The sequence below is a fragment of the Serratia sp. JSRIV001 genome, assembly GCF_019968745.1.
Classification (GTDB): Bacteria; Pseudomonadota; Gammaproteobacteria; order Enterobacterales; family Enterobacteriaceae; genus Chania; species Chania fonticola_B.
Window position 1 is genome coordinate 3,482,953 of record NZ_CP074147.1, and the last position, 21,121, is coordinate 3,504,073.

17 protein-coding genes are annotated in these 21,121 nt (G+C 56.3%); 3 read left to right on the plus strand and 14 right to left on the minus strand.

The window, feature by feature from the left end:
- The first annotated feature begins 65 nt into the window (after positions 1-65).
- Genes KGP17_RS16170 through KGP17_RS16180 form a run of 3 tightly spaced genes read left to right on the plus strand, consistent with a single transcriptional unit; the run spans position 66 to position 2,634 of the window.
- Positions 66-1,466, plus strand: a complete 1,401-nt coding sequence (locus KGP17_RS16170; protein ID WP_059201082.1) for a cytochrome ubiquinol oxidase subunit I — start codon at positions 66-68, stop codon at positions 1,464-1,466.
- 2 nt (positions 1,467-1,468) lie between these two features.
- Positions 1,469-2,476 carry a cytochrome d ubiquinol oxidase subunit II gene (cydB, locus tag KGP17_RS16175; protein ID WP_059201083.1) on the plus strand — a complete coding sequence of 336 codons (1,008 nt, stop codon included), beginning with the start codon at positions 1,469-1,471 and terminating at the stop codon, positions 2,474-2,476.
- Between the two features lie 14 nt (positions 2,477-2,490).
- The gene (locus KGP17_RS16180) at positions 2,491-2,634 is read left to right on the plus strand and encodes a DUF2474 domain-containing protein (RefSeq protein WP_094983222.1); all 144 of its coding nucleotides are present in this window, start codon (positions 2,491-2,493) and stop codon (positions 2,632-2,634) included.
- Positions 2,635-2,637: 3 nt separating this feature from the next.
- On the opposite strand, the gene KGP17_RS16185 is transcribed toward KGP17_RS16180, so the two are convergent.
- From KGP17_RS16185 to KGP17_RS16250, 14 genes are all read right to left on the minus strand, one after another.
- Entirely contained in the window at positions 2,638-3,726 is a 1,089-nt protein-coding gene (locus KGP17_RS16185) for an acyl-CoA desaturase (protein WP_218520379.1), read from the minus strand.
- A 2-nt stretch (positions 3,727-3,728) separates the two neighbouring features.
- Positions 3,729-4,823: an acyl-CoA desaturase gene (locus KGP17_RS16190; protein ID WP_223497979.1), complete on the minus strand. Its 1,095-nt coding sequence runs from the start codon at positions 4,821-4,823 to the stop codon at positions 3,729-3,731.
- Positions 4,816-5,934: a sterol desaturase family protein gene (locus KGP17_RS16195; RefSeq protein WP_223497980.1), complete on the minus strand. Its 1,119-nt coding sequence runs from the start codon at positions 5,932-5,934 to the stop codon at positions 4,816-4,818. The genes KGP17_RS16190 and KGP17_RS16195 overlap by 8 nt, the downstream gene beginning before the upstream one ends.
- Complete coding sequence (locus tag KGP17_RS16200) at positions 5,931-6,548, minus strand: phosphatase PAP2 family protein (protein ID WP_021805667.1); 618 nt, start codon at positions 6,546-6,548, stop codon at positions 5,931-5,933. Before KGP17_RS16200 ends, KGP17_RS16195 begins: the two co-directional genes overlap by 4 nt.
- Positions 6,545-7,831 carry a F390 synthetase-related protein gene (locus KGP17_RS16205; protein WP_223497981.1) on the minus strand — a complete coding sequence of 429 codons (1,287 nt, stop codon included), beginning with the start codon at positions 7,829-7,831 and terminating at the stop codon, positions 6,545-6,547. Before KGP17_RS16205 ends, KGP17_RS16200 begins: the two co-directional genes overlap by 4 nt.
- Complete coding sequence (locus tag KGP17_RS16210; RefSeq protein ID WP_021805669.1) at positions 7,828-8,634, minus strand: MBL fold metallo-hydrolase; 807 nt, start codon at positions 8,632-8,634, stop codon at positions 7,828-7,830. Before KGP17_RS16210 ends, KGP17_RS16205 begins: the two co-directional genes overlap by 4 nt.
- Positions 8,627-9,643: an NAD(P)-dependent oxidoreductase gene (locus tag KGP17_RS16215; RefSeq protein WP_021805670.1), complete on the minus strand. Its 1,017-nt coding sequence runs from the start codon at positions 9,641-9,643 to the stop codon at positions 8,627-8,629. Before KGP17_RS16215 ends, KGP17_RS16210 begins: the two co-directional genes overlap by 8 nt.
- Positions 9,640-10,647, minus strand: coding sequence for a 3-oxoacyl-[acyl-carrier-protein] synthase III C-terminal domain-containing protein (locus tag KGP17_RS16220; protein WP_218519207.1), 1,008 nt, complete (start codon positions 10,645-10,647; stop codon positions 9,640-9,642). The genes KGP17_RS16215 and KGP17_RS16220 overlap by 4 nt, the downstream gene beginning before the upstream one ends.
- Before the next feature lie 358 nt (positions 10,648-11,005).
- Positions 11,006-11,683, minus strand: coding sequence for a respiratory nitrate reductase subunit gamma (gene narI / locus KGP17_RS16225; RefSeq protein WP_021805672.1), 678 nt, complete (start codon positions 11,681-11,683; stop codon positions 11,006-11,008).
- Between the two features lie 2 nt (positions 11,684-11,685).
- Positions 11,686-12,408, minus strand: a complete 723-nt coding sequence (narJ, locus tag KGP17_RS16230; RefSeq protein ID WP_021805673.1) for a nitrate reductase molybdenum cofactor assembly chaperone — start codon at positions 12,406-12,408, stop codon at positions 11,686-11,688.
- Entirely contained in the window at positions 12,405-13,949 is a 1,545-nt protein-coding gene (gene narH / locus KGP17_RS16235; RefSeq protein WP_021805674.1) for a nitrate reductase subunit beta, read from the minus strand. Before narH ends, narJ begins: the two co-directional genes overlap by 4 nt.
- Complete coding sequence (locus tag KGP17_RS16240; RefSeq protein WP_223497982.1) at positions 13,946-17,707, minus strand: nitrate reductase subunit alpha; 3,762 nt, start codon at positions 17,705-17,707, stop codon at positions 13,946-13,948. Before KGP17_RS16240 ends, narH begins: the two co-directional genes overlap by 4 nt.
- A gap of 389 nt (positions 17,708-18,096) precedes the next feature.
- Entirely contained in the window at positions 18,097-18,843 is a 747-nt protein-coding gene (locus KGP17_RS16245) for a winged helix-turn-helix domain-containing protein (RefSeq protein ID WP_059201093.1), read from the minus strand.
- Positions 18,844-19,383: 540 nt separating this feature from the next.
- Positions 19,384-20,781, minus strand: a complete 1,398-nt coding sequence (locus KGP17_RS16250) for a NarK family nitrate/nitrite MFS transporter (RefSeq protein ID WP_059201094.1) — start codon at positions 20,779-20,781, stop codon at positions 19,384-19,386.
- Between the last annotated feature and the right edge of the window lie 340 nt (positions 20,782-21,121).

Genomic DNA, 21,121 nt, shown 5'->3' on the forward strand with positions numbered 1-21,121 from the left:
CAAGTTTTAATAAGCAAGCTTTCGCTTTCCTAAGAGGCCGATTATGAACAAATCAAGGAGGCTCCATGTTCGGACTTGATGCATTGGAGCTGGCACGGATCCAGTTCGCCTTCACCGTTTCCTTCCACATTATCTTTCCGGCGATCACCATCGGCATGGCCAGCTATCTGGCGGTGCTCGAAGGCCTATGGCTGAAAACCGGCAATCAGGCTTACCGGGATTTGTACCATTTCTGGTCCAAAATCTTCGCCGTCAACTTCGGCATGGGCGTGGTTTCCGGCCTGGTGATGGCCTATCAGTTCGGCACCAACTGGAGCTTTTTCTCCGAATTTGCCGGCAGTATCACTGGCCCACTGCTGACCTATGAAGTGCTGACTGCCTTCTTCCTCGAAGCCGGATTCCTGGGCGTGATGCTGTTTGGCTGGAACCGTGTTGGCCCCGGCCTGCACTTCTTTGCCACCTGTATGGTAGCACTCGGCACGCTGATCTCCACCTTCTGGATCCTGGCTTCCAACAGCTGGATGCAGACCCCGCAGGGGCACGAGATCATCAACGGCGTGGTCGTGCCGGTTGACTGGTTCAAAGTGATCTTCAACCCGTCCTTCCCTTACCGCCTGCTGCATATGACCACCGCGGCATTCCTGTCGTCGGCCTTCTTTATCGGTGCCTCGGCGGCCTGGCACCTGTTGCGTGGCCGTGATACGCCAGCCATGCGCAAGATGCTGTCAATGGCTATGTGGATGGCGCTGATCGTCGCCCCTATCCAGGCGGTGATCGGCGACGCACACGGCCTCAATACGCTGAAATATCAACCGGCCAAAATCGCCGCCATCGAAGGCCACTGGGAAAACCCGCCGGGAGAGGCCACTCCGCTGATCCTGTTCGGATGGCCGGATATGGAGCGTGAAGAAACCCGCTTTAAGGTGGAAATCCCTTACCTGGGCAGCCTGATCCTCACCCACAGCCTTACCGAGCAGGTTCCGGCGTTGAAATCCTTCGCACCAGAAGATCGCCCTAACTCCACCGTAGTGTTCTGGTCGTTCCGGATCATGGTGGCGCTGGGCATGCTGATGATCCTGGCTGGCGTGTGGAGTCTGTGGCTACGCTGGCGCGGCGGACTGTATCAGTCCAAACCCTTCCTGTACTTCATTCTGTGGATGGGGCCTTCGGGGCTGATCGCCTTGCTGGCGGGGTGGTTCACCACCGAGATTGGCCGCCAGCCATGGGTCGTCTACGGGCTGCAACGCACCGCCGATGCCGTCTCTGCCCATGGCGACATCCATATGAGCGTGAGCCTGCTGGCCTTTATCGCCGTCTACTGCTCGGTGTTTGGCGTCGGTTATTCCTACATGATGCGCCTGATCCGCAAAGGCCCGCAGGCCCATGAAGGTGACGAGCCAAGCGGCCACGGCACTCCGGCACGTCCGCTCTCAGCGGTACACGAAACTTTGGACGACAGGAGCTGAACATGGGTATCGATCTTCCGTTGATTTGGTTTGTGATCATCGTGTTTAGCACCATGATGTACGTGGTCATGGACGGCTTTGATCTGGGCATCGGCATTCTGTTCCCATGGGTGAAAGATAGCCACGATCGCGATGTGATGATGAACACCGTAGCACCGGTATGGGACGGCAACGAAACCTGGCTGGTGCTTGGCGGGGCTGCCCTGTTTGGCGCTTTCCCACTGGCGTATGCGGTGATCCTGGATGCGTTGGCCATTCCCCTCACGCTGATGCTGTTTGGCCTGATCTTCCGCGGCGTGGCCTTTGAGTTCCGCTTCAAAGCCAAACCGGAAAAGCGCCATATCTGGGATAAGGCGTTTATCGGCGGTTCAATCCTGGCCACCTTCTGCCAGGGCGTGGTCGTCGGGGCGATTATCGACGGCTTCCCGGTGGAAGGCCGCGCCTATGTCGGTGGCCCCTTCGACTGGTTCACTCCGTTCGCCCTGTTCTGCGGTTTGGGCCTGGTAGTGACCTATGCGTTACTCGGCTGCACCTGGTTGGTGATGAAGACTGCCGGAAGCTTGCAGACCCGGATGCATCGTCTGACCACTCCCCTGCTGGTTAGCCTGCTGCTAATCCTGCTGGCCGTCAGCGTCTGGACGCCGATCGCTCACCCTGAAATTGCGACCCGCTGGTTCAGCCTGCCGAACCTGTTCTGGCTGCTGCCGGTGCCGCTGCTGGTGCTGCTCAGCGCCTGGGGGATCTGGCACGGCGTACGTCACGATGCCCACTATTCACCGTTCCTGCTGACGCTGCTGCTGGTGTTTCTGGGACTAAGCGGTCTGGGTATCAGCATCTGGCCGCTGCTGATCCCACCGACCATCACCCTGTGGCAAGCCGCAGCGCCGCTACAAAGCCTGGGCTTTATGCTGGTGGGCGCGCTGTTTATTATTCCGATTATTTTGGTCTACACCTTCTGGAGCTACTACGTGTTCCGCGGCAAGGTGAGCCATGAGGATGGGTATCACTGATGATGAATAAGACGATGAATGAGAACACCGCTACCATTCCCTGGTGGAAACGCGTCGGCTGGCTGGTGGTTATCTGGAGTGCCAGCGTCCTGGGGCTGTTTTTGGTCGCTTCGCTATTTCGCCTGCTGATGACCGCCGCCGGGATGAAGCCGGAATAGTTCCTACTGCTTCCCCATCGCCCCCAAAAAACGCTGTTGCATCCGCAACAGCGTTTTCAGATCCAGGCACTGATAATCCAGCCCGTGTTGGGCCGCAACCTCGGCAATGATCTTCGCCAAGGCAGGGTAATGCCGATGGCTCCAATGTGGGAACAGATGATGGGTCAGGTGCAGGTTGGCACCGCCCAGCCAGTAACCAACCCAGCGTGGCGTGGCCTGCCAGTCGAAGGTGGTGGCAAACAGATGTTGATACCAGCCATGCACCATCTTGCCCTGCTCGGGAGCCTGATAAAAATTGGCTTTGGCCCAATGGGTACCCACAATCAGCATCACAAACACCAACGACGACAGCATCTGGCTCAGCAGGTAAGTTAGCCAGATCGCGGTGGCGCTGACCTCAGGCGGCATCAGCCATAGCGGGATTGCCAACGCCAACGTGAAGTGTGCCAGCTTGCTCAGCAAGAAAACGCCCCAGCCTTTGCTCCCCTGCAACATCATCTTGGGCGTCATGCGCGTTTTGCCAGCCCGATCCAACCAGTCAAACAGCCAGATGTAATACGGGAAAGTCAGTGCCGCCACCATCGGCCAGTAGTATTGCTGCAAACGCATAAAGGTTTTGCGCTGCTGGAACGGCGTTTGCCGCAGTACGCCGTTAGGCTCAATATCCGGATCGTAACCTTCGATATTGTTGTAGGCATGGTGGAAGATAACGTGACGCACCCGCCAACAGTCCGCATCCAACCCCAACGGGATGCTCACAATAAAGTTAAGCCAGTGGTTCAGCCGTGCCCGTTTGAAAAAGGCATTGTGTGAGGCGTCGTGCACCACGTTCACCGTCAACATCATGGCGGAGAAAATAAAGCCGACGTAGCAGCCGAAATAGGCCCAGGCGTTTTGCTGCTGCAAACTGAGTGCATAAAAGCCCGCGCACACCAGGATCAGCAGCAACACCTTGGCGAACATCCCTCGGTCGGCAAAGCGATGGTCGCCCCGCTCCGCCAGATAAGCCTGGCTGCCACGCATCAGCGCCAGATGAATGTCACGGTTCTCCCTTTGGAACGCCAAGGGCCGCAGCGGCGTGGTGTCTGGCATCTTCATAGAGGCTGTTGCCCCATCGTACGTAGGAAGCGTTGCTGCTGTTGCAACAGCTCACGATAGCTGATGCAGCGATAATCCATGGCATAGCGTGGCGCGAGTTCAGCCAGAATGGCGGCTAGCGCTGGATAATGGCGGTGATTCCAGCCGGGGAACAGATGATGGGTGAGATGATAATTCAGCCCGCCGGTCAGATGATGCAACCACTTCGGCGAGGTTTCCCAGTCGCAGGCAGTGGCAAAGTTGTGCCGATACCAGCCCTGCGGCATTTGGCCTCCTTCTGGCACCGCGTAAAACTCAGCCTGCGCCCAGTGGGTACCCAGCAGTAAGAACACCACCAGCAGCGAGGCTAACATCTGGCTCAACAGATAGGCGATCAGCACCGTTTGCCAGCCAATGCCGTGTTGCTGGCAAACCACCAACGGGATCACCAGCACCACCACTATGTGACACAGTTTGCTGGCAATAAACACCGCCCAGCCCTTGCGTCCGGCCAGCACACCCTCGGCGGCCAACGGGGTTTTGCCCAACCGGTCTGACCAATCAAACACCAGCGCGATATAGGGCAGCGACAAGGCGGCAATCAGCGGCCAGTAAAGGTGCTGATAGCGCATGTGCGCTCGCCATTGCTGGAACGGCGTCTGGCGGAAAAAGCCGTTCTCTTCGGTGTCCAGATCGTAATGTTCGACGTTGGCATAAACATGGTGATAGCTGACGTGCCTTGTCCGCCAATAGTCCGGATCGACCCCCAGCGGGATCGTCACCAAACGCCCCGCCAGGCGATTCACCCAAGGAGTGCGGGCGAACGCGTTATGCGAAGCGTCATGATTGACGTTGACGTTCAGCAACATGCCCATCATGACAAAGGCAAAGTAGCACAGCATAAACGCCAGCCCCTGCTGCTGCATCAGGCTAAGCAGGTAGAACCCCACACACAACAACAGTAGAACGATAGCTTTGGCCCAGCGGGTCACATCGGCAAAGCGGTGATCGTTACGACCGCTCAGATAATCATGGGCCCGGCGTTTCAGTTCACGATGAAAGGCCTGTTCCCCATCGGCAGGGAAAGAGAGTGGCGGCAACGAATCAGCCATGCACTGCCTCCTTCTGGCGTCCCCAGCCAGCAGCAACGGCGCAGCCATGCACGGCAATGCCGCAGGTCATCATCCACCAGTAAGGTTGGTGCCAACCCAGCGCCAGCAGCAACAGCAGTGGAGCGGCCAACGCCACCAGTAACCAGACCTTTACGCCCCAGCTACGGCCTTCGGCAATCCCACCCAGCGCCACCGCACCTACCGCCAACAGCATAAAAAGTGCAGCCTGCTCGCCGGTCAGGCCGTTGTAGCCGTACCCGAAACGATACACGTAGCCCAGCACCAGGGCGAACAGCAGCAACGCACCACTCACCATACACCAGGCTGAACTGCGGAAACGGGCGCTATTGGCCGAGGGTTTGAAAGGCAGTTTGAAGTAACGTAAAAACGGCTGATTGCTGGCCCAGAACGGGTTAGCCGACGATTTCTCCCCGCGTACGCCATAGGCGAAAGGTTCGGTCGGCAGCGACGGTCCAAAGGTGCCAAACAGCTTGTCCCAGAAGATAAAGCTGCCGCCAAAATTACGGTTGGAATAGGCCAGATCGTTGACGTGATGCACCCGATGGTGCGCCGGGGTAACGAAGATTTTTTCCAGCCAGCCCAGTTTTGGGGTCAGCGCATTATGGTTAAACAGCTGAATGCCGTAATGCAGGATCGAAACGGTGATAAACACCGAAAGCGGCACACCGGCCAACGCCAGCAGCATAAAGAACGGGATCGACGTTAATGACGAATACCACGAGTTACGTACGCCCAACGACAGATTGAAGTGTTCGCCCTGGTGATGCACCACATGCACCGCCCACAACAGGCGGAAACGGTGATGCAGACGGTGTAACCAGTAAAAACCAAAGTCCCACGCCAGCAGGGCAAACAGCCACACCAGCGCGACCGGCCAGCTATCTACCAGGCCCAGGCTGTAATGACTTGCCACATAGCCATAGCTGAAGATCTCCAGCCCCCGGAACAGCCACAGCATGATATGCCCGGAGTTGAGGTTGAAGATCACATCGTGCCAATCAACGCTGCCCCGGTTGCGCTTTTGCAGCCACAGGGCTTCGCCCAGCACCACGCACAGCATAAATATTATCGGTATTACCAGATCGGTCATGGTCGTTCTCCCTGACGATAATCACTGACAATCCATCGAACATGCTGGCAGGCATAGCCTACTGCCATGGCCAACACCGCTCCACTGAGCAAATCCACCAACAGGTGACGGCGCAGTTGCAGAATAGAGAAGGCAATCGCCACTCCCCAAACCGACAACAGTACGCTGCGCCATTTTTTCCGGCTGTCCGCCACGGCCCACACGGCCAGGGCCGTCAAGGCTATATGCAAAGAAGGTAAACAGTTTTGTTTGGAATCAATCCCGATCAATGCCGCCAGCATGGTTGAGCTGAGTGAACTGCCCTGATCGACCGGGTAGTCCATCGTCGTCGGCCACAGCAGATAGATGGCCCCCGCAACAAGAGCGGCAAGCTGCATTGAGCTTCTAAGCCATTTGATCCGGCTCAGCGGACACAGCAGATAGCACAGCGGAACGATCAGGAAAAAAGACAGGTATAGCCAGATAGCATGCGGGCTGAAGGGAATGGCACGATCCAGCCAACTCGGCGTCAGCTGATAACCAGCGCCTTGCCATCGGTCAGTGCTGTTATAAATCAGGCCGACAAAGCCCCAACCCAGCAGCATTTGCCATAGGCGATAGATCACCTCTTTCATGGCACCTCCGGCAACCGTACGATACGTCGGCGTTTAGCATCGAACTGCGGCATGATGCGTTGCGCGGTCAGTTGCCATTCCAGTTGCTGCACCGCGATACCCTGCTGGGTAAACAGCGCAATCAGTTGCTGCTGGCAATGTACCAGTTCTTCCGGACTGCAGTCGGCCATCAGGTGCAGCCGCTGGCCAGACAACTGGGTCAGGCGATAATCCGCCACGGCGGGCAACGCGTTGGCAATCACCCGGCGGCACAAATCGGCAAAGACTCGCTGCGCCTCCCCCTGCAATCCTGGCAGCATCAGTTGATCGTCACAGCGTCCCTCAATCCGCTCCAACGCCATGCTGGCCTGGCCACACGGGCAAGGCTCTTTACGCCGAACCAAAATATCATCCAGTCGATAACGTACGATCGGCTGCGTACGGCGGGTAAAATCGGTGATCAGCGGGGTAAAGCGTTGCTCATCGATCCACTGTGGTTCCACGTGAATAAACTCTTCGTTCAGATGCAAGGTGCCGTGGCTACAGGTGGCAGCCAGAAAACCTTCGGTGGCCTGATAGACTTCGCCCACGTCGGCAAATACCCGCTTTAGCAGTTGGCGATCCTGCGGCTCCAGCACCTCAGCCACCGAGATCACCTTTTTCACCTGTAGCCGTAACTCGCCCCGCTCGACTGCATTAGCCAACGCGCACAATACCTGTGCAGGTGCGACCACGATAGTGGGTTGCTCCCGTTCAATCTGCGGTAAGTGCTCGGCAAAGGGCGCAAACAGATCGTAAAACGTCAGGCTCAACCAGCGGTTGTTGACGCTGTGATACAGATTGTTGTCCGCACGCAGAAACAGCGCGACACGCTCACCGGCAAATACCCCTTGCGGCAGCATTTTGGCCAGCATACCGCCAGCCCAGATCTGCTGCTCCTGCGGGCTGACCACAAATACGCCGCGCCTCCCGGAGGTGCCGGTCGATAGACCTACACTGTATTTGCCCACTTTTGGAGTGAAGTCGCGATCGGTTTCGCTGCGCCGGGCACAGGCCAACAGCGCCTCAAGTTGCAGCCCGGCGGTATTCATCCGATCAAAATGCGTCATCATGATCGCTTTGTCCATTTCTGGCCATTCGCTCACAGGTAACAGACAGTATGGCCGGAAATAGGGGCTATACGCCAATACCCGGCGGGCAAAGCGTTTTAACTGACGCGCCTGGTAAGCCTCCAGTTCTGCCCGTTCGGTGAAATGCAGCCTGCGCGCTCGCAGATAGTGCCACAGCGTCATCAGCGGGATCATAAATCCCCCTCATGGCACAACAGGATCTCCGCCGCGCCGCCGTGATGCAGCTGGTTGAGCGCTTCAAGGGTTTGGTAGTAGCTACGCGGGTTGTCCATGATCAGGTTCGCCAGCCGCGAAGGGCCACGCAGTTGCTGGTAGTTCAGCGGCGACCAGGCGGCATCGCTTGCCAGCAGCGTCCAGCCCGCGTCGGTTTGGACAAAGGCGCCAAGGTGGCCCGCAGCATGCCCTGGCAGAGGAACAATGAAGATTTGCCCATCGCTGCCCGGCAGCGCATATCCCTGCTGGAACGGTGCCAGTTCGGCTGGCAGACTCTGTAGCGGGAATGACTCCACAAACTGCAATGCGGATTCAAACTCCTCGGGGATCAACCCCGGTATAAACGCCCGCTTCAGGGCGGCAAAGCCACGCAGCTCTCGAGTTTGCTGCCAGCCCTCACCGGAACAAATCATGTTGAGGCTGCTGAAATCACGCAGGCCAGCGATATGGTCAGCATGAAAATGGGAAATAATCACCGCCTCAATATCACTCACACTGACACCCCGGCTCCGCAACTGCTCAAGCAGCGCCTGCTGTGGGCTGAAATAAACCGGGGTGATCTGGCTATACAATCGGAAAATACCGCTGGCGGTGTACTGTTGGAAATAGCTGGCATAACCGGTATCCCATAACCAGCGACGCTCTCCCACCTCCAACAGGTAGGCACGAGAGGGGAATTTGCAGCTACGCATTGGCGAGCCACGCAGCGCCATGCAGCCAAGGTGGGTACAATAGCCGATTTCAAAGGGGGTAATGTTAGCCATGCGCCGCCATCCCCTGCTGTTTCATCCATTGCCCTGTCAGCTCTATCCCCTGCTCCAGGCTATAACGTGGCCGGTAACCCAGCTCTTCAATCGCGCGGCTGTTATCCAGCGTCATATCAAAATAGGCGGCCGCCGCGCTGTAGCGCGTCAGCATCGGCTCTTTGCCGGTAAAATGGGCTATCAATTCCATGCCCCCTGCCACCGCCCACAACAGCCGGTAAGGCAATGCCTGCACCCGATATTGCCAGCCTAGCTGCTGGGCCAGCAGTTGGTGCAGCATATCCTCCAGCCGCTGCGGCTGTTGGTTGGTGATGTTATAAATGCCGCCAGAAGGCAAATTCGGCCGGTTGCTGGCCAGATCCATTGCATGCACTACGTTGAGCACAAAGGTCAGATCCAGATAGGCTTTACCGCCACCGGGCAGGCGCAGAGCACCTTTGTCACGCTGCATCTGGGCCAGGATCCTGGGTACTATCACTCGGTCATGTGGCCCAAACAGGCCACGAGGTCGCAGGATCAGGTACGTGGTTTGCGGATAGCGATGCAACAGCGCACCAATGCTCTGTTCGGCAGCATACTTACTGGCGGCGTAATGATTGGCAAACCGGCGGGCAGATTCACCCTCGGCAATGTTGTGATGATGTTTAAAGTCAAAATAGATCGCCGGGGTCGAGATATGAATAAAGCGCTTCACGCCACAGCGCCCGGCAGCTTTGGCGAGCTTTTCCGTGACGTAGGTGTTGGCCTGGAAAAACGCCCTGCGATCGCCCCACGGGGCAGATTTGGCGGCACAATGCCAGACAATGTCATACCCTTTCATCAGCTGTTCGCACTGTTCCGCCCCAGCACGGGTCAGGTCCAACGGGGTAAACTTTGCCCCCAGTGCCGCCAACTCACGGCCAACGGCTTCATCACGCCCGGTGGCATGCACCTGATGTCCGGTAGCCAGCAGCCACTCGGCCGCATTGCGCCCTAACCCACTGGTCGCTCCGGTTACCAAGACTTTCATGGCAGCAGAACCATGCCGCCCAGGGTCAGCCCAGCAGCGGTACCGATCAACATTACCGGCTGATTGGCATTCAGCCTGTCAGTGATCGCCGCCTCGTGCAACGCGGAAGGAATTGACGCCGCCACCTGGTTGCCCCGGTAACGATAGATATCCACCAACGCCTCTGGCGCTACATGCAGCCTTTTGCGCATATGTTCCAGCGAGAGATGGCTGGCCTGATGCGGCACCACGGTGGCGATTTGTGGCAAGGTGAGCCCCGCGGCGTTCAGCAAGCGCTCAAGGTAGCCTTCAATCAGCGCCGAAGCCTGGCGGAACAGCTGCTTACCCTTCATATGGAACAGAAAATCGCTGTCGTTCATCCCGGCACGCGGGTTACGACGTGTGCCACCGGCGCGGATTTCACACAGATCGCTGCCTTCCGGGTAGGTTTCCATCAGGTAGGACAAAATCCCGCTGCGCCCATCGCCGCGTTCCACAATGGCACAGGCGGCACCATCGCCAAAAATCAGTGAGGACTCTTCATCTTCCCAGTCGATACCGCGCGAGGCGATATCAGCAGAGACGATGGCAATACGCCGGTAAACGCCTGCGTTGAGTAGCCCAGCCGCCACCTGCAATGCGCTAATAAAGCTGACGCAGCTGGTATTGATATCAAAACCTGCGGTACCTGAGGGTAAGCCGGCGATTTTAAGAATATGCGCGGCACTAAAGGGCAATGCCTGTACGGCAATGGCCGAGGCCGAGATCAACAGATCGATGGAGTCACGCGCAATAGTATGGCGAGCCAGCGCGTCATCCAGTGCGGCGGCGGCCAGTTCAGCCTGGCTGGCCTGATTGCTGGCATGAAAGCGATGAATAATCCCCGAGCGTTTTTCTACATAGCCGTCGGGTTTGTTCAACTGCCGATCCAACGCCGAAGATTCGACGCAGCCGGGAGGCAAAGCCGCTCCTGTCGCAATGATTTTCAGCGGCAGCACGGGGTGGGACAGGTTATCAATGGTCATAGGTGTTCAGTCTGCTTATCCCTAACTCGTTTGGCTTAGCATCCAGCGTAATTAATCAAACTTTTTACGCTCTTTTGATCTAGCCCTTATTTAACATCAGCATAAGGAAAATCCTAACAAGAATTTTTACTGATTGATTCCGTTCGCTTAACTAACCTGGTAAACCATGCCGTTAACCTAATGGCACAGCCTAGATCAACGCCGAAAAGAGATCTATAAGAATAAGCTGTTTGGCCAAGTCCTGGGCGGCTAAGGCAGGCCAAAATCAATGACTGAAACAACGGTAAAAGGGTATTGATGCGGGGAAAACCGAACAGCGGCAACGTCCAAAGACCTTGCCGCTGGGTAACGCGGGGAATTAACGGCGGTTACGCACCAACTGGTAGCGGCGAGTCAGATATTCCACCGGCACGCTCCAGATATGCACCAAGCGGCAGAACGGAAATATCAGGAACAGGGTCATGCCGAGCACGATATGGATCTTGAATATCAGTGCAACCCCTTCCAGGTGTTGAGCTGCACCGCCATGGAAGGTCACCACCGCTTGCGCCCAGGCGACCAACTTCAGCATCTCGCTGCCGTCCATGTGTTGAGCAGAGAACGGAATGGTCAACAGCCCCAGGCACACCTGCACGACCAGCAACGTCAGGATCAGGATATCCCCTACGCTACTGGTAGCGCGGATACGTGGGTTGGTCAGACGGCGCTTTAATAACAGCACACCGCCCACCAACATCATCACGCCACAGGCCCCACCGGCAAACATCGCCATTTTCTGCTTCACGGCGATCGGCAGGAAAGATTCATACATCCAGTGCGGCGTCAGCATACCGAGGAAATGCCCGGCAAAAATGCCCAGAATGCCAATATGGAACAGATTGGAGGCCAACCGCATGCCCTTTTTATCCAGCATCTGGCTGGAGCCAGCACGCCAGGTGTATTGCCCGTAGTCGTAACGCAGCCAACTGCCGATCAGGAAGATCGCACCGGCGATATACGGATAGATATCGAAGAAGAAAAGCGTCATAAAGTGCATGATTAGCGTCCTTTGGTTGCCGTGGTCATCGAGCCCACATCCAGATACTGTGGCGCCACCGCCCCAGCAAAGCGCCGCTGGTGAGTGGCTTGCTGCGCCGAAGCACAACCCTGCTCACCCAAAAACTTGATCTGTTCTTCTTCCCAGACGGCATCCAGTGCCTGTGGCGTGTCGTCACGTGTTTCACCGGCAACTTGCGGCTGCAAACTTTTGGCTGCAACGCCACTAGCAGACAACACCAGCAGCAGATCGAACAGCACCGCATACGGGCTTTGACGCTGCTGCAAGCGAGCACCCAGCAGGGCCAGAATGGGGGCGATATCCTGCAATCCGTCCTGAGCTTCCTCTTTGTTGCGGCTAGCCAGATACTCCAGATACAGCGGCAGGAAGTCCGGCAGTTCGCGGCTATCGATCTCCAGCCCGGCTTCGCGGTATTGCCCCATCAGATCGACCATCGCCTGCCCGCGGTCGCGGGATTCACCGTGAACATGCTCAAACAACAACAGTGAAGTCGCACGGCCACGATCGAACAGCTCGCAATACTCCGCCTGCACGTCCAGCAACGGACGGGCACAGAAGCGGCGGATAAACAGAATCAACTGGGCGCTGTGATGCAAGTCCAGTTCACAGGCCGGTTCCAGGGCTTCCACCAGCTCTTGCTGATGTTCAAACAGTTCCTGCTCAGGATAATCCAGCAGGCGGGCAATAATTCGCAGAGCGATCATGAAGCATCCTCCTTGCGCGGGGTTTTCTGCGTCACGTCGATGGCATCGATGCGGCGGCTGTTAAACAGGTTGAACTTGCTGTCGCTGCCGTGGCAACCGTCGCCAAAGCTGAAGCCACAGCCTTTGCTTTCCGGGAAGGCTTCGCGCGCCAGTTCACGATGGCTGGAAGGCACGACGAAACGGTCTTCATAGTTAGCGATCGCCAGATAGCGATACATCTCTTGCGCCTGCGCCTCTGTCAGCCCCACCTGCTCCAGCGCGCTGGTATCCACCACGCCGTCCACGGTTTCTGCCCGCTTGTAGTGGCGCATCGCCAACATCCGTTTCAGCGCCAACAGCACCGGAGCGGTATCCCCGGCGGTCAACAGATTCGCCAGGTATTGCACCGGGATGCGCAGGCTTTCGACATCAGGCAACACGCCGCTATGGGCCAACTCACCGGCATCGGCAGCCGACTGGATCGGAGACAACGGCGGCACGTACCACACCATCGGCAAGGTGCGATATTCCGGGTGCAGCGGCAACGCCAGCTTCCAGTCCATCGCCATCTTGTAAACCGGCGACTGCTGCGCAGCCTCAATCACCCCTTGCGGGATACCGTCTTTCAGCGCTTGCTCAATCACCGCCGGGTCGTGCGGATCGAGGAAGATATCCATTTGGCTCTGATACAGGTCTTTATCGTTCTCTGTAGCGGCCGCTTGTTCAATGCGGTCGGCATCGTACAGCAGCACGCCGAGATAGCGGATACGCCCCACGCAGGTTTCCGAACAAACGGTCGGCTGGCCAGCCTCAATCCTTGGGTAGCAGAAGATGCACTTCTCGGATTTGCCGCTTTTCCAGTTGAAGTAGATTTTCTTGTACGGACAGCCGGTCAGGCACATCCGCCAGCCGCGGCATTTATCCTGATCGATCAGCACAATGCCATCTTCGCCGCGTTTATAGATCGCACCGCTCGGACAAGTCGCCACACAGGCCGGGTTCAGGCAGTGCTCGCACAGCCGTGGCAGATACATCATGAAGGTGTTTTCGAACTGGCCGTACATCGCCTTCTGCATGTTGTCGAAGTTTTTGTCCTTGGCACGCTTGTCGAACTCTCCGCCGAGGATCTCTTCCCAGTTTGGGCCACTTTCGATCTTGTTCATCCGTTGACCAGTGATCAGCGAGCGCGGACGGGCGATCGGCTGATGCTTGCCCTGCGGGGCAGTGTGCAGATTCTGGTAGTCGTAATCGAACGGCTCGTAATAATCGTCCAGCGCGGGAACATCCGGGTTGGCAAAGATCTTCGACAGCAGGCCAACGCGGTTACCCATGCGCGGCTCCAGCTTGCCGTTGATTTTGCGTATCCAGCCGCCCTTCCACTTATCCTGATCTTCCCAGGCGTTGGGATAGCCGATGCCCGGCTTGCTTTCCACGTTGTTGAACCAGGCATATTCCATGCCTTCGCGGCTGGTCCAGACGTTCTTACAGGTTACCGAACAGGTATGGCAACCGATGCACTTGTCCAGGTTGAGCACCATGCCAACTTGCGAACGAATTTTCATTTGGCTTTCTCCTGCTGGCTGCCCTGCGCGTAGTCGTTACCTTCGCCGTCTAACCAGTCGATATGGTCCATTTTGCGCACCACCACAAACTCATCGCGATTCGAGCCAACGGTGCCGTAGTAGTTAAAACCGTAGGCCAACTGCGCATAGCCGCCGATCATATGGGTCGGTTTCGGGCACACGCGGGTCACCGAGTTGTGGATCCCGCCGCGCTGACTGGTAATTTCCGAGCCTGGAATGTTCACGATACGTTCCTGCGCGTGATACATCATGGTCATCCCCGACGGAATACGCTGGCTGACCACTGCACGAGCGGTGAGCGCGCCGTTGGCGTTGAAGGCCTCGATCCAGTCGTTATCTTCAATGCCCAAATCTTTGGCATCGTCCTCACTCAGCCAGACGATTGGCCCGCCGCGTGACAGGGTCAGCATCAACAGGTTGTCACTGTAGGTGGAGTGAATGCCCCACTTCTGGTGCGGCGTCAGGAAGTTCAGCGCCTTCTCTTTGTTGCCGTTCGGCTTTTTATTCAGCAACGGCTGCGCGGCACGAGTGTCGATCGGCGGACGATAAACCAGCAGGCTTTCCCCGAAGGCACGCATCCACTCGTGATCCTGATACAGCTGTTGGCGGCCACTCAGGGTGCGCCATGGGATCAGCTCATGCACGTTGGTGTAGCAGGCGTTGTAAGAAACGTGTTCGTCTTCCAGGCCAGACCAGGTTGGGCTGGAGATGATCTTGCGCGGCTGGGCCTGAATATCGCGGAAGCGGATTTTTTCGTCTTCCTTGTTCAGCGCCAGATGGGTGTGATCGCGCCCGGTAATGCTGCTCAGTGCCTGCCAGGCTTTCACCGCCACCTGCCCATTGGTTTCCGGTGCCAACGAGAGGATCACCTCCGCCGCATCGATAGCGCTTTCGATCTTAGGCCGCCCAACTGCCGGGCCTTCGGTCTTCACGTAGTTGAGCTTTTTCAGGAAGTCGACTTCGGTCTGGGTGTTCCAACTGATGCCCTTACCGCCATTGCCAAGCTTGTCCAGCAGCGGACCAAGTGAGGTAAAGCGCTCGTAGGTCGCGGGATAATCGCGTTCGACCACCATGATGTGTGGCGCGGTTTTACCCGGGATCAGCTCGCACTCGCCTTTCTTCCAGTCTTTCACGCCGTAGGGCTGTGCCAGTTCGGCGGCGGAGTCATGCTGGATCGGCAGCGTGACGATGTCGGTCTCCTGGCCCAGGTGGCCAACGCACACCTCGGAGAAGGCTTTGGCGATACCCTTGTAGATCTCCCAGTCGCTCTTGGAATCCCAGGCAGGATCGACAGCCGCAGACAGCGGATGAATAAACGGATGCATATCCGAGGTATTCATATCGTCTTTCTCGTACCAGGTAGCGGTGGGCAACACGATGTCGGAATACAGGCAGGTGCTGGACATGCGGAAATCAAGCGTCACGACCAGATCCAACTTGCCTTCGCCGCCGTTATCCAACCACTCGACTTCCTGCGGTTTTACGCCGCCCTGTTGGCCCAGATCCTGGCCCTGGATGCCATTCTCGGTCCCCAGCAGGTATTTGAGCATGTATTCATGTCCCTTGCCGGAGGAGCCCAGCAGGTTGGAGCGCCAGACGAACAGATTACGCGGGAAGTTCTGCGGGTTGTCCGGCTGTTCGGCGGCAAAGCGGACGTTGCCCTGTTTCAGGCTCTCCACGGTGAAGTCAAGCGGCGTCTGACCGGCAGCTTTGGCCTGAGCGGCCAGATACAGCGGGTTAGTGTCCAGTTGCGGTGCCGATGGCAACCATCCCATGCGCTCGGCACGCACGTTCAGGTCGATCAGGCTGCCAGCAAACTGGCTCTTGTCCGCCATCGGTGACAACAGCTCTTCGGTGCCAACCGTCTCATAGCGCCATTGGCTGGAGTGGTTGTAGAAGAACGAGGTGCTGTTCATATGGCGCGCAGGCCGTTGCCAATCCAGACCAAAGGCCAGCGGCGTCCAACCGGTTTGTGGGCGCAGCTTTTCCTGGCCGACATAGTGCGCCCAGCCGCCGCCGCTTTGGCCAACGCAACCGCAGAAGATCAGCATGTTGATCAACCCGCGATAGGTCATGTCCATGTGATACCAGTGGTTGACACCGGCCCCAACGATAATCATCGAACGGCCGTGGGTTTTCTCGGCGTTCTCGGCAAACTCGCGCGCAATGCGGATGATGTTGTGGCGTGATACGCCGGTGATTTGTTCTGCCCAGGCTGGCGTATAGGCTTTGACTTCGTCATAACCGTTGGCGCAGTTGGCATCATTCAGACCACGATCCAGGCCGTAGTTAGCCAGCGTCAGGTCGTAGACGCTGGTCACCAGCGCCTGGCTGCCGTCCGCCAGTTGCAGGCGTTTTACCGGCAGCTTGTGTAGCAGGATGTCGTCCAGCGCCACGCTGTTGAAATGCTCACTCTCGGCACCGCCGAAGTATGGGAAGCCAACGTCAACTACCTCATCATGGCTGCCTAGCAGGCTGAGTTGCAGCACCACGTCCTGCTGGGCTTTACCTTCACGCTGTTCCAGGTTCCATTTGCCCTTCTCGCCCCAACGGAAGCCTATGGACCCCTGCGGCGCCACCAGTTCACCGCTGGTCTGATCCAGCGCGACGGTTTTCCACTCGGGGTTGTTTTCCTGGCCAAGGCCATCCACCAGATCGGCGGCGCGCAGAAGGCGGCCAGCGGCGTAATAGCCCTCGGTGCGCGGTTCCAACAGCACCAGCATCGGCATATCGGTGTAGCGGCGTACATAGTCGCGGAAATAGCCAACTTCACGATCCAGATGGAACTCTTTAAGCATCACGTGGCCCATCGCCAGCGCCATGGCGCTATCAGTACCCTGTTTCGGGTTCAGCCACTGGTCGCACAGCTTGGCTACTTCCGCGTAGTCTGGCGTCACCGCGACGGTTTTGGTGCCCTTGTAGCGAACCTCGGTGAAGAAGTGGGCATCCGGGGTGCGCGTTTGCGGCACGTTGGAGCCCCAGGCAATGATATACGAGGAGTTGTACCAGTCGGCGGATTCAGGCACGTCGGTCTGTTCGCCCCAGGTCATCGGCGAGGCCGGTGGCAAATCGCAGTACCAATCGTAGAAGCTCAAGCAGGTGCCGCCAATCAGCGATAGATAACGGGCACCGGCTGCGTAAGACACCATCGACATCGCCGGGATCGGCGAGAAGCCGATAATGCGGTCCGGGCCAAAGGTCTTGGCGGTATAGACGTTGGAGGCGGCGATCAGTTCATTGACCTCCTGCCAACTGGAACGGACAAAACCACCGCGGCCACGGGCCACTTTGTAGCTTTTGGCTTTTTCCGGGTCGGAAACGATCGAACCCCAGGCATCAACCGGATCGCTGTACAAGGCTTTAGCCTCGCGCCATAGCTTGATTAGGCGTTTGCGCATCAGCGGATATTTCAGGCGGTTGGCGCTGTAGAGATACCAGGAATAGCTGGCACCACGTGGGCAGCCACGGGGCTCATGGTTGGGCAAATCAGGACGGGTGCGTGGATAATCGGTCTGCTGGGTTTCCCAGGTAACCAGGCCGTTTTTCACATAGATTTTCCAGCTACAGGAGCCGGTGCAGTTAACACCATGGGTGGATCGCACCACTTTGTCGTGCTGCCAACGGCTGCGGTAACCGTCTTCCCAATCGCGGTTGGTGTTCAGCGTTTGGCCATGACCGCCAGAGAAAGGTTCGGCCAGCTGCTTGAAGTAGCGGAACCGGTCTAGAAATTTGCTCATCCGGAGTTCTCCTGAAGGCTCATCACCCTACGAGTTTCAAGCCGCAGCTTGAAAGACGACGGGCATATTGTTGTAAGAAGTTGCCAAGTGACATTGCTCAATCTGCGGCCAAGGCTACTGATGCTCTGCCGGGCGTAACTTGATTGCGATCAAGGGAATCAGTGAGGAAAAACGTGGGGGACGTTGGAAATACCACTAAAGGATGATCGTTAGAATTAACGCTATCACATTGTAATAAAACAAGAATTATAGACCAGCAAAGAGACGCGCCTGGCGAACCCCCTGAAGCGGAAATTTGGGGGTAGAGGCGGTAAAAACGGAAATGTGAGCAAGATTAATGACAGAATGACCGGATAATCTTGTCTGAAACGGCTTCCAGGGACTCCCTGCTAGCGAGTCCGACATTCAACCCGCATTTCCTTTTCATTCCCCGCCAGATACACGCAGTTCAGCGCCTGGGGATTAACACCAGCAGAGGTGTCTAATGAAAAAGAGAGAAACATTCGAGGGCTGTTTAGCTGCTCATGCTGTATTGCAGGCCTGGTCCGACTGCCCAATGCATAGGATAAAAGTGAAACTGTCAACAGCGCAATAAACGCCGCCAGATACGTCAATACCCGGCCCCCTGGTATTAGCGTGTTTTGCCTGGGATCATCCAAAGCCATTTCGCTTAATATCGGATGCATGCAGGAATAATCTTCCGGCACCGTTGCATTTTCAATAATTTCATCGACCATATGATTTAATTTGCCCGCAGATAAATCACTATTAATAGTTTCAGCATTATTATTGCCAGGAATAATCTCCGTGGCGACGGCAGATTCTCCTGATGATATAAAGTTAAAAATTGCTTTATCGTCCACCTTATAACCAAGACGAGGAATGGTCCGGATGAGAGCATGCTCCGTGTCGCCAATTTTCTGGCGAATGGACTTAATCGTCTGATTGATTGTCGAGTCTGAGCAATAGGTGCCTTTCCAGATAGTCTCAATGATTTCTGAGCGGCTCACCAACTCAGGCGACCGGTTAACCAGCAGGGAAAGGATCTGCAGCTCTTTCCAACGTAGGCGTGAACGCTGCCTGGAGGGGAGCAAAACATCAAAATTTATGATTTTTATTTCCTGTTCAGCAGCCACTTTTCATTTTCCTTATGAGTTCACAGCGTCCCCATTTGTATAGACATATGAAAAAATGTTCAACAATTTAAATATAAACTCGGTGAAACAGACTGACTTTATATTTCACCTGTTTTTCATAACTTAGTGAAATCATGCAGCTCACTGAGAAAAAACCATCCCCTCCTGGTCCATGGCCAATTCAGACATAAACCACTCCGCACCAAGGATTATGGGCTTTATTTTCTGATGAAACAGTGGGCATTAAGATTTTATCAATAGATAAACATGGGTTACTCTTATCCTCACTCAACAAAAAAGCGATGTTAATATAGACCAATAAAACCGCCAAAAGCCGGTAATATTACACAGCGGAGTTTCGGCAAAATAGCGGTGACTTCACCGATTGGCAATCACTGAAACAACGGGTGGGAATTGAGAGGGTAGACACTCCCCGGCAAGCGAGGAGTGTCTGATTACTGACAGGCAATGGTGCACAATGGGTAGGCGTCGCACATGTTCGACAGTAGGGTCGCCGCATATTGCCTTCGCTTGACTCAACTAGCGTGAAACCTTTTTACGGCCGTAAACCCCCCAGGTCACCACGACACACAGAATATAAAACACCAGGAAAATCTTCATCGCCCCAGCCGGTGAGCCAGTCAACGCCAGCGAAGTCCCAAACGCCTTGGGAATAAAGAACCCCCCTGCCGCACCAATCGCCGAGATAAAGCCCAACGCCGCAGCCGAATCGGTTACCGCCTCGCGCTGTGCCAACTCATCGCTTCCTCCTTCGGCTTTCACTCTGTCCACGGTGATTTTACGAAATATCACGGCGATCATCTGGAAGGTCGAGCCGCTGCCCAACCCGGCGGTGAGGAACAGCACCATAAACACGCCATAGAAGGCCATAAACGAGCCCTGATGATCGCTACCCGGCAAGGTCAGGAACAGCAAGGCGGCGAAAATAGCCATGACGATAAAGTTCAGCAGCGTCACACGAATACCGCCAAAGCGATCGGAAAGCGCCCCGCCCACGGGACGAGCCAGCGCCCCAAGGAACGGCCCGAAGAAGGCATAATGCAGGATCACCACGTCAGGAAACTGGGTTTTCGCCAGCATGGCAAAACCGGCAGAGAAACCAATAAAGGAACCAAAGGTCGCCAGATACAGCAGGCTCAAAACCCACAGGTGACCCCGTTTCAGTACCGGCAGCTGTTGGCGCAAAGAAGCCTTTGAGGCGGCCAAATCGTTCATACCGAACCAGGCCGCCAGCGTTGCCATCAGCAGGAAAGGCACCCAAATCCAGGCGGCGTTTTCCAACCACAGCTGGCTGCCGTCTGGCTGTGTCTGCCCAGTGCCGCCCAGGAAGCCGAACATGGCGAGCGAAATGGCTAACGGAGCCACCAGTTGCATTACGCTGACCCCCAGATTTCCCAGACCGCCGTTCAGCCCCAACGCGCCCCCCTGCTTCGCCTTCGGGAAGAAGAAGCTGATGTTCGCCATGCTGGAAGCAAAGTTGGCCCCAGCAAAACCACACAACAGCGCGATAATGATAAATACGTTGAATGAGGTGGTCGGATCCTGCACCGCATAGCCCAACCACAGGCAAGGTACCAGCAGGAAACAGGTGCTGATGGCCGTCCAACGGCGGCCACCAAACATCGGGATCACGAAGGAATACGGCACGCGCAGGATCGCGCCGGAAACCGAAGGCAATGCGGTCAACAGAAACAGCTGATCGGTGGTGAAGTTAAAACCCACTTTGTTCAGATTAACCGCCACGGCGCTGAACAGCATCCAGACGCAGAAGGCGAGCAACAGGCAGGGTATGGAGATCCACAGGTTGCGGCGGGCAATGCGGTGCCCGCTCTGCTGCCAGAATTCGCTGTTCTCAGGTTGCCAGTCCTGAATAACCGCACCCGTTTTTTTTGCTAAAGGCGTTGCAGATTGCGACATAATAACCTCAGAAACACGGTGATAACTGCGCACACCCTAGTTGATCCCCTCAAGCGGTAAAGTTGACGCAAATCAATGAGCAAGCAGGTAACTCATGGCGGAAAAACCTCATACATCCCTTAGTGAGTAGCCAATCCAGTCCAGCTAATCTATTGGTATTCAGCAGGTTATACCACAGTAGTGCTAATGGTTTGGCTATGGGTCAGACCACCGGAAACAAAGGGGTACTTCGTTAGGGGTATGGGGTTACGCCGGGGGATGAGGAAAAATGGCTGCTATTGACGTAATTTGGCGGCCGGATTTTCGGGTATCTACTCTCTGGTTTCTGCTGCTCTCTAGG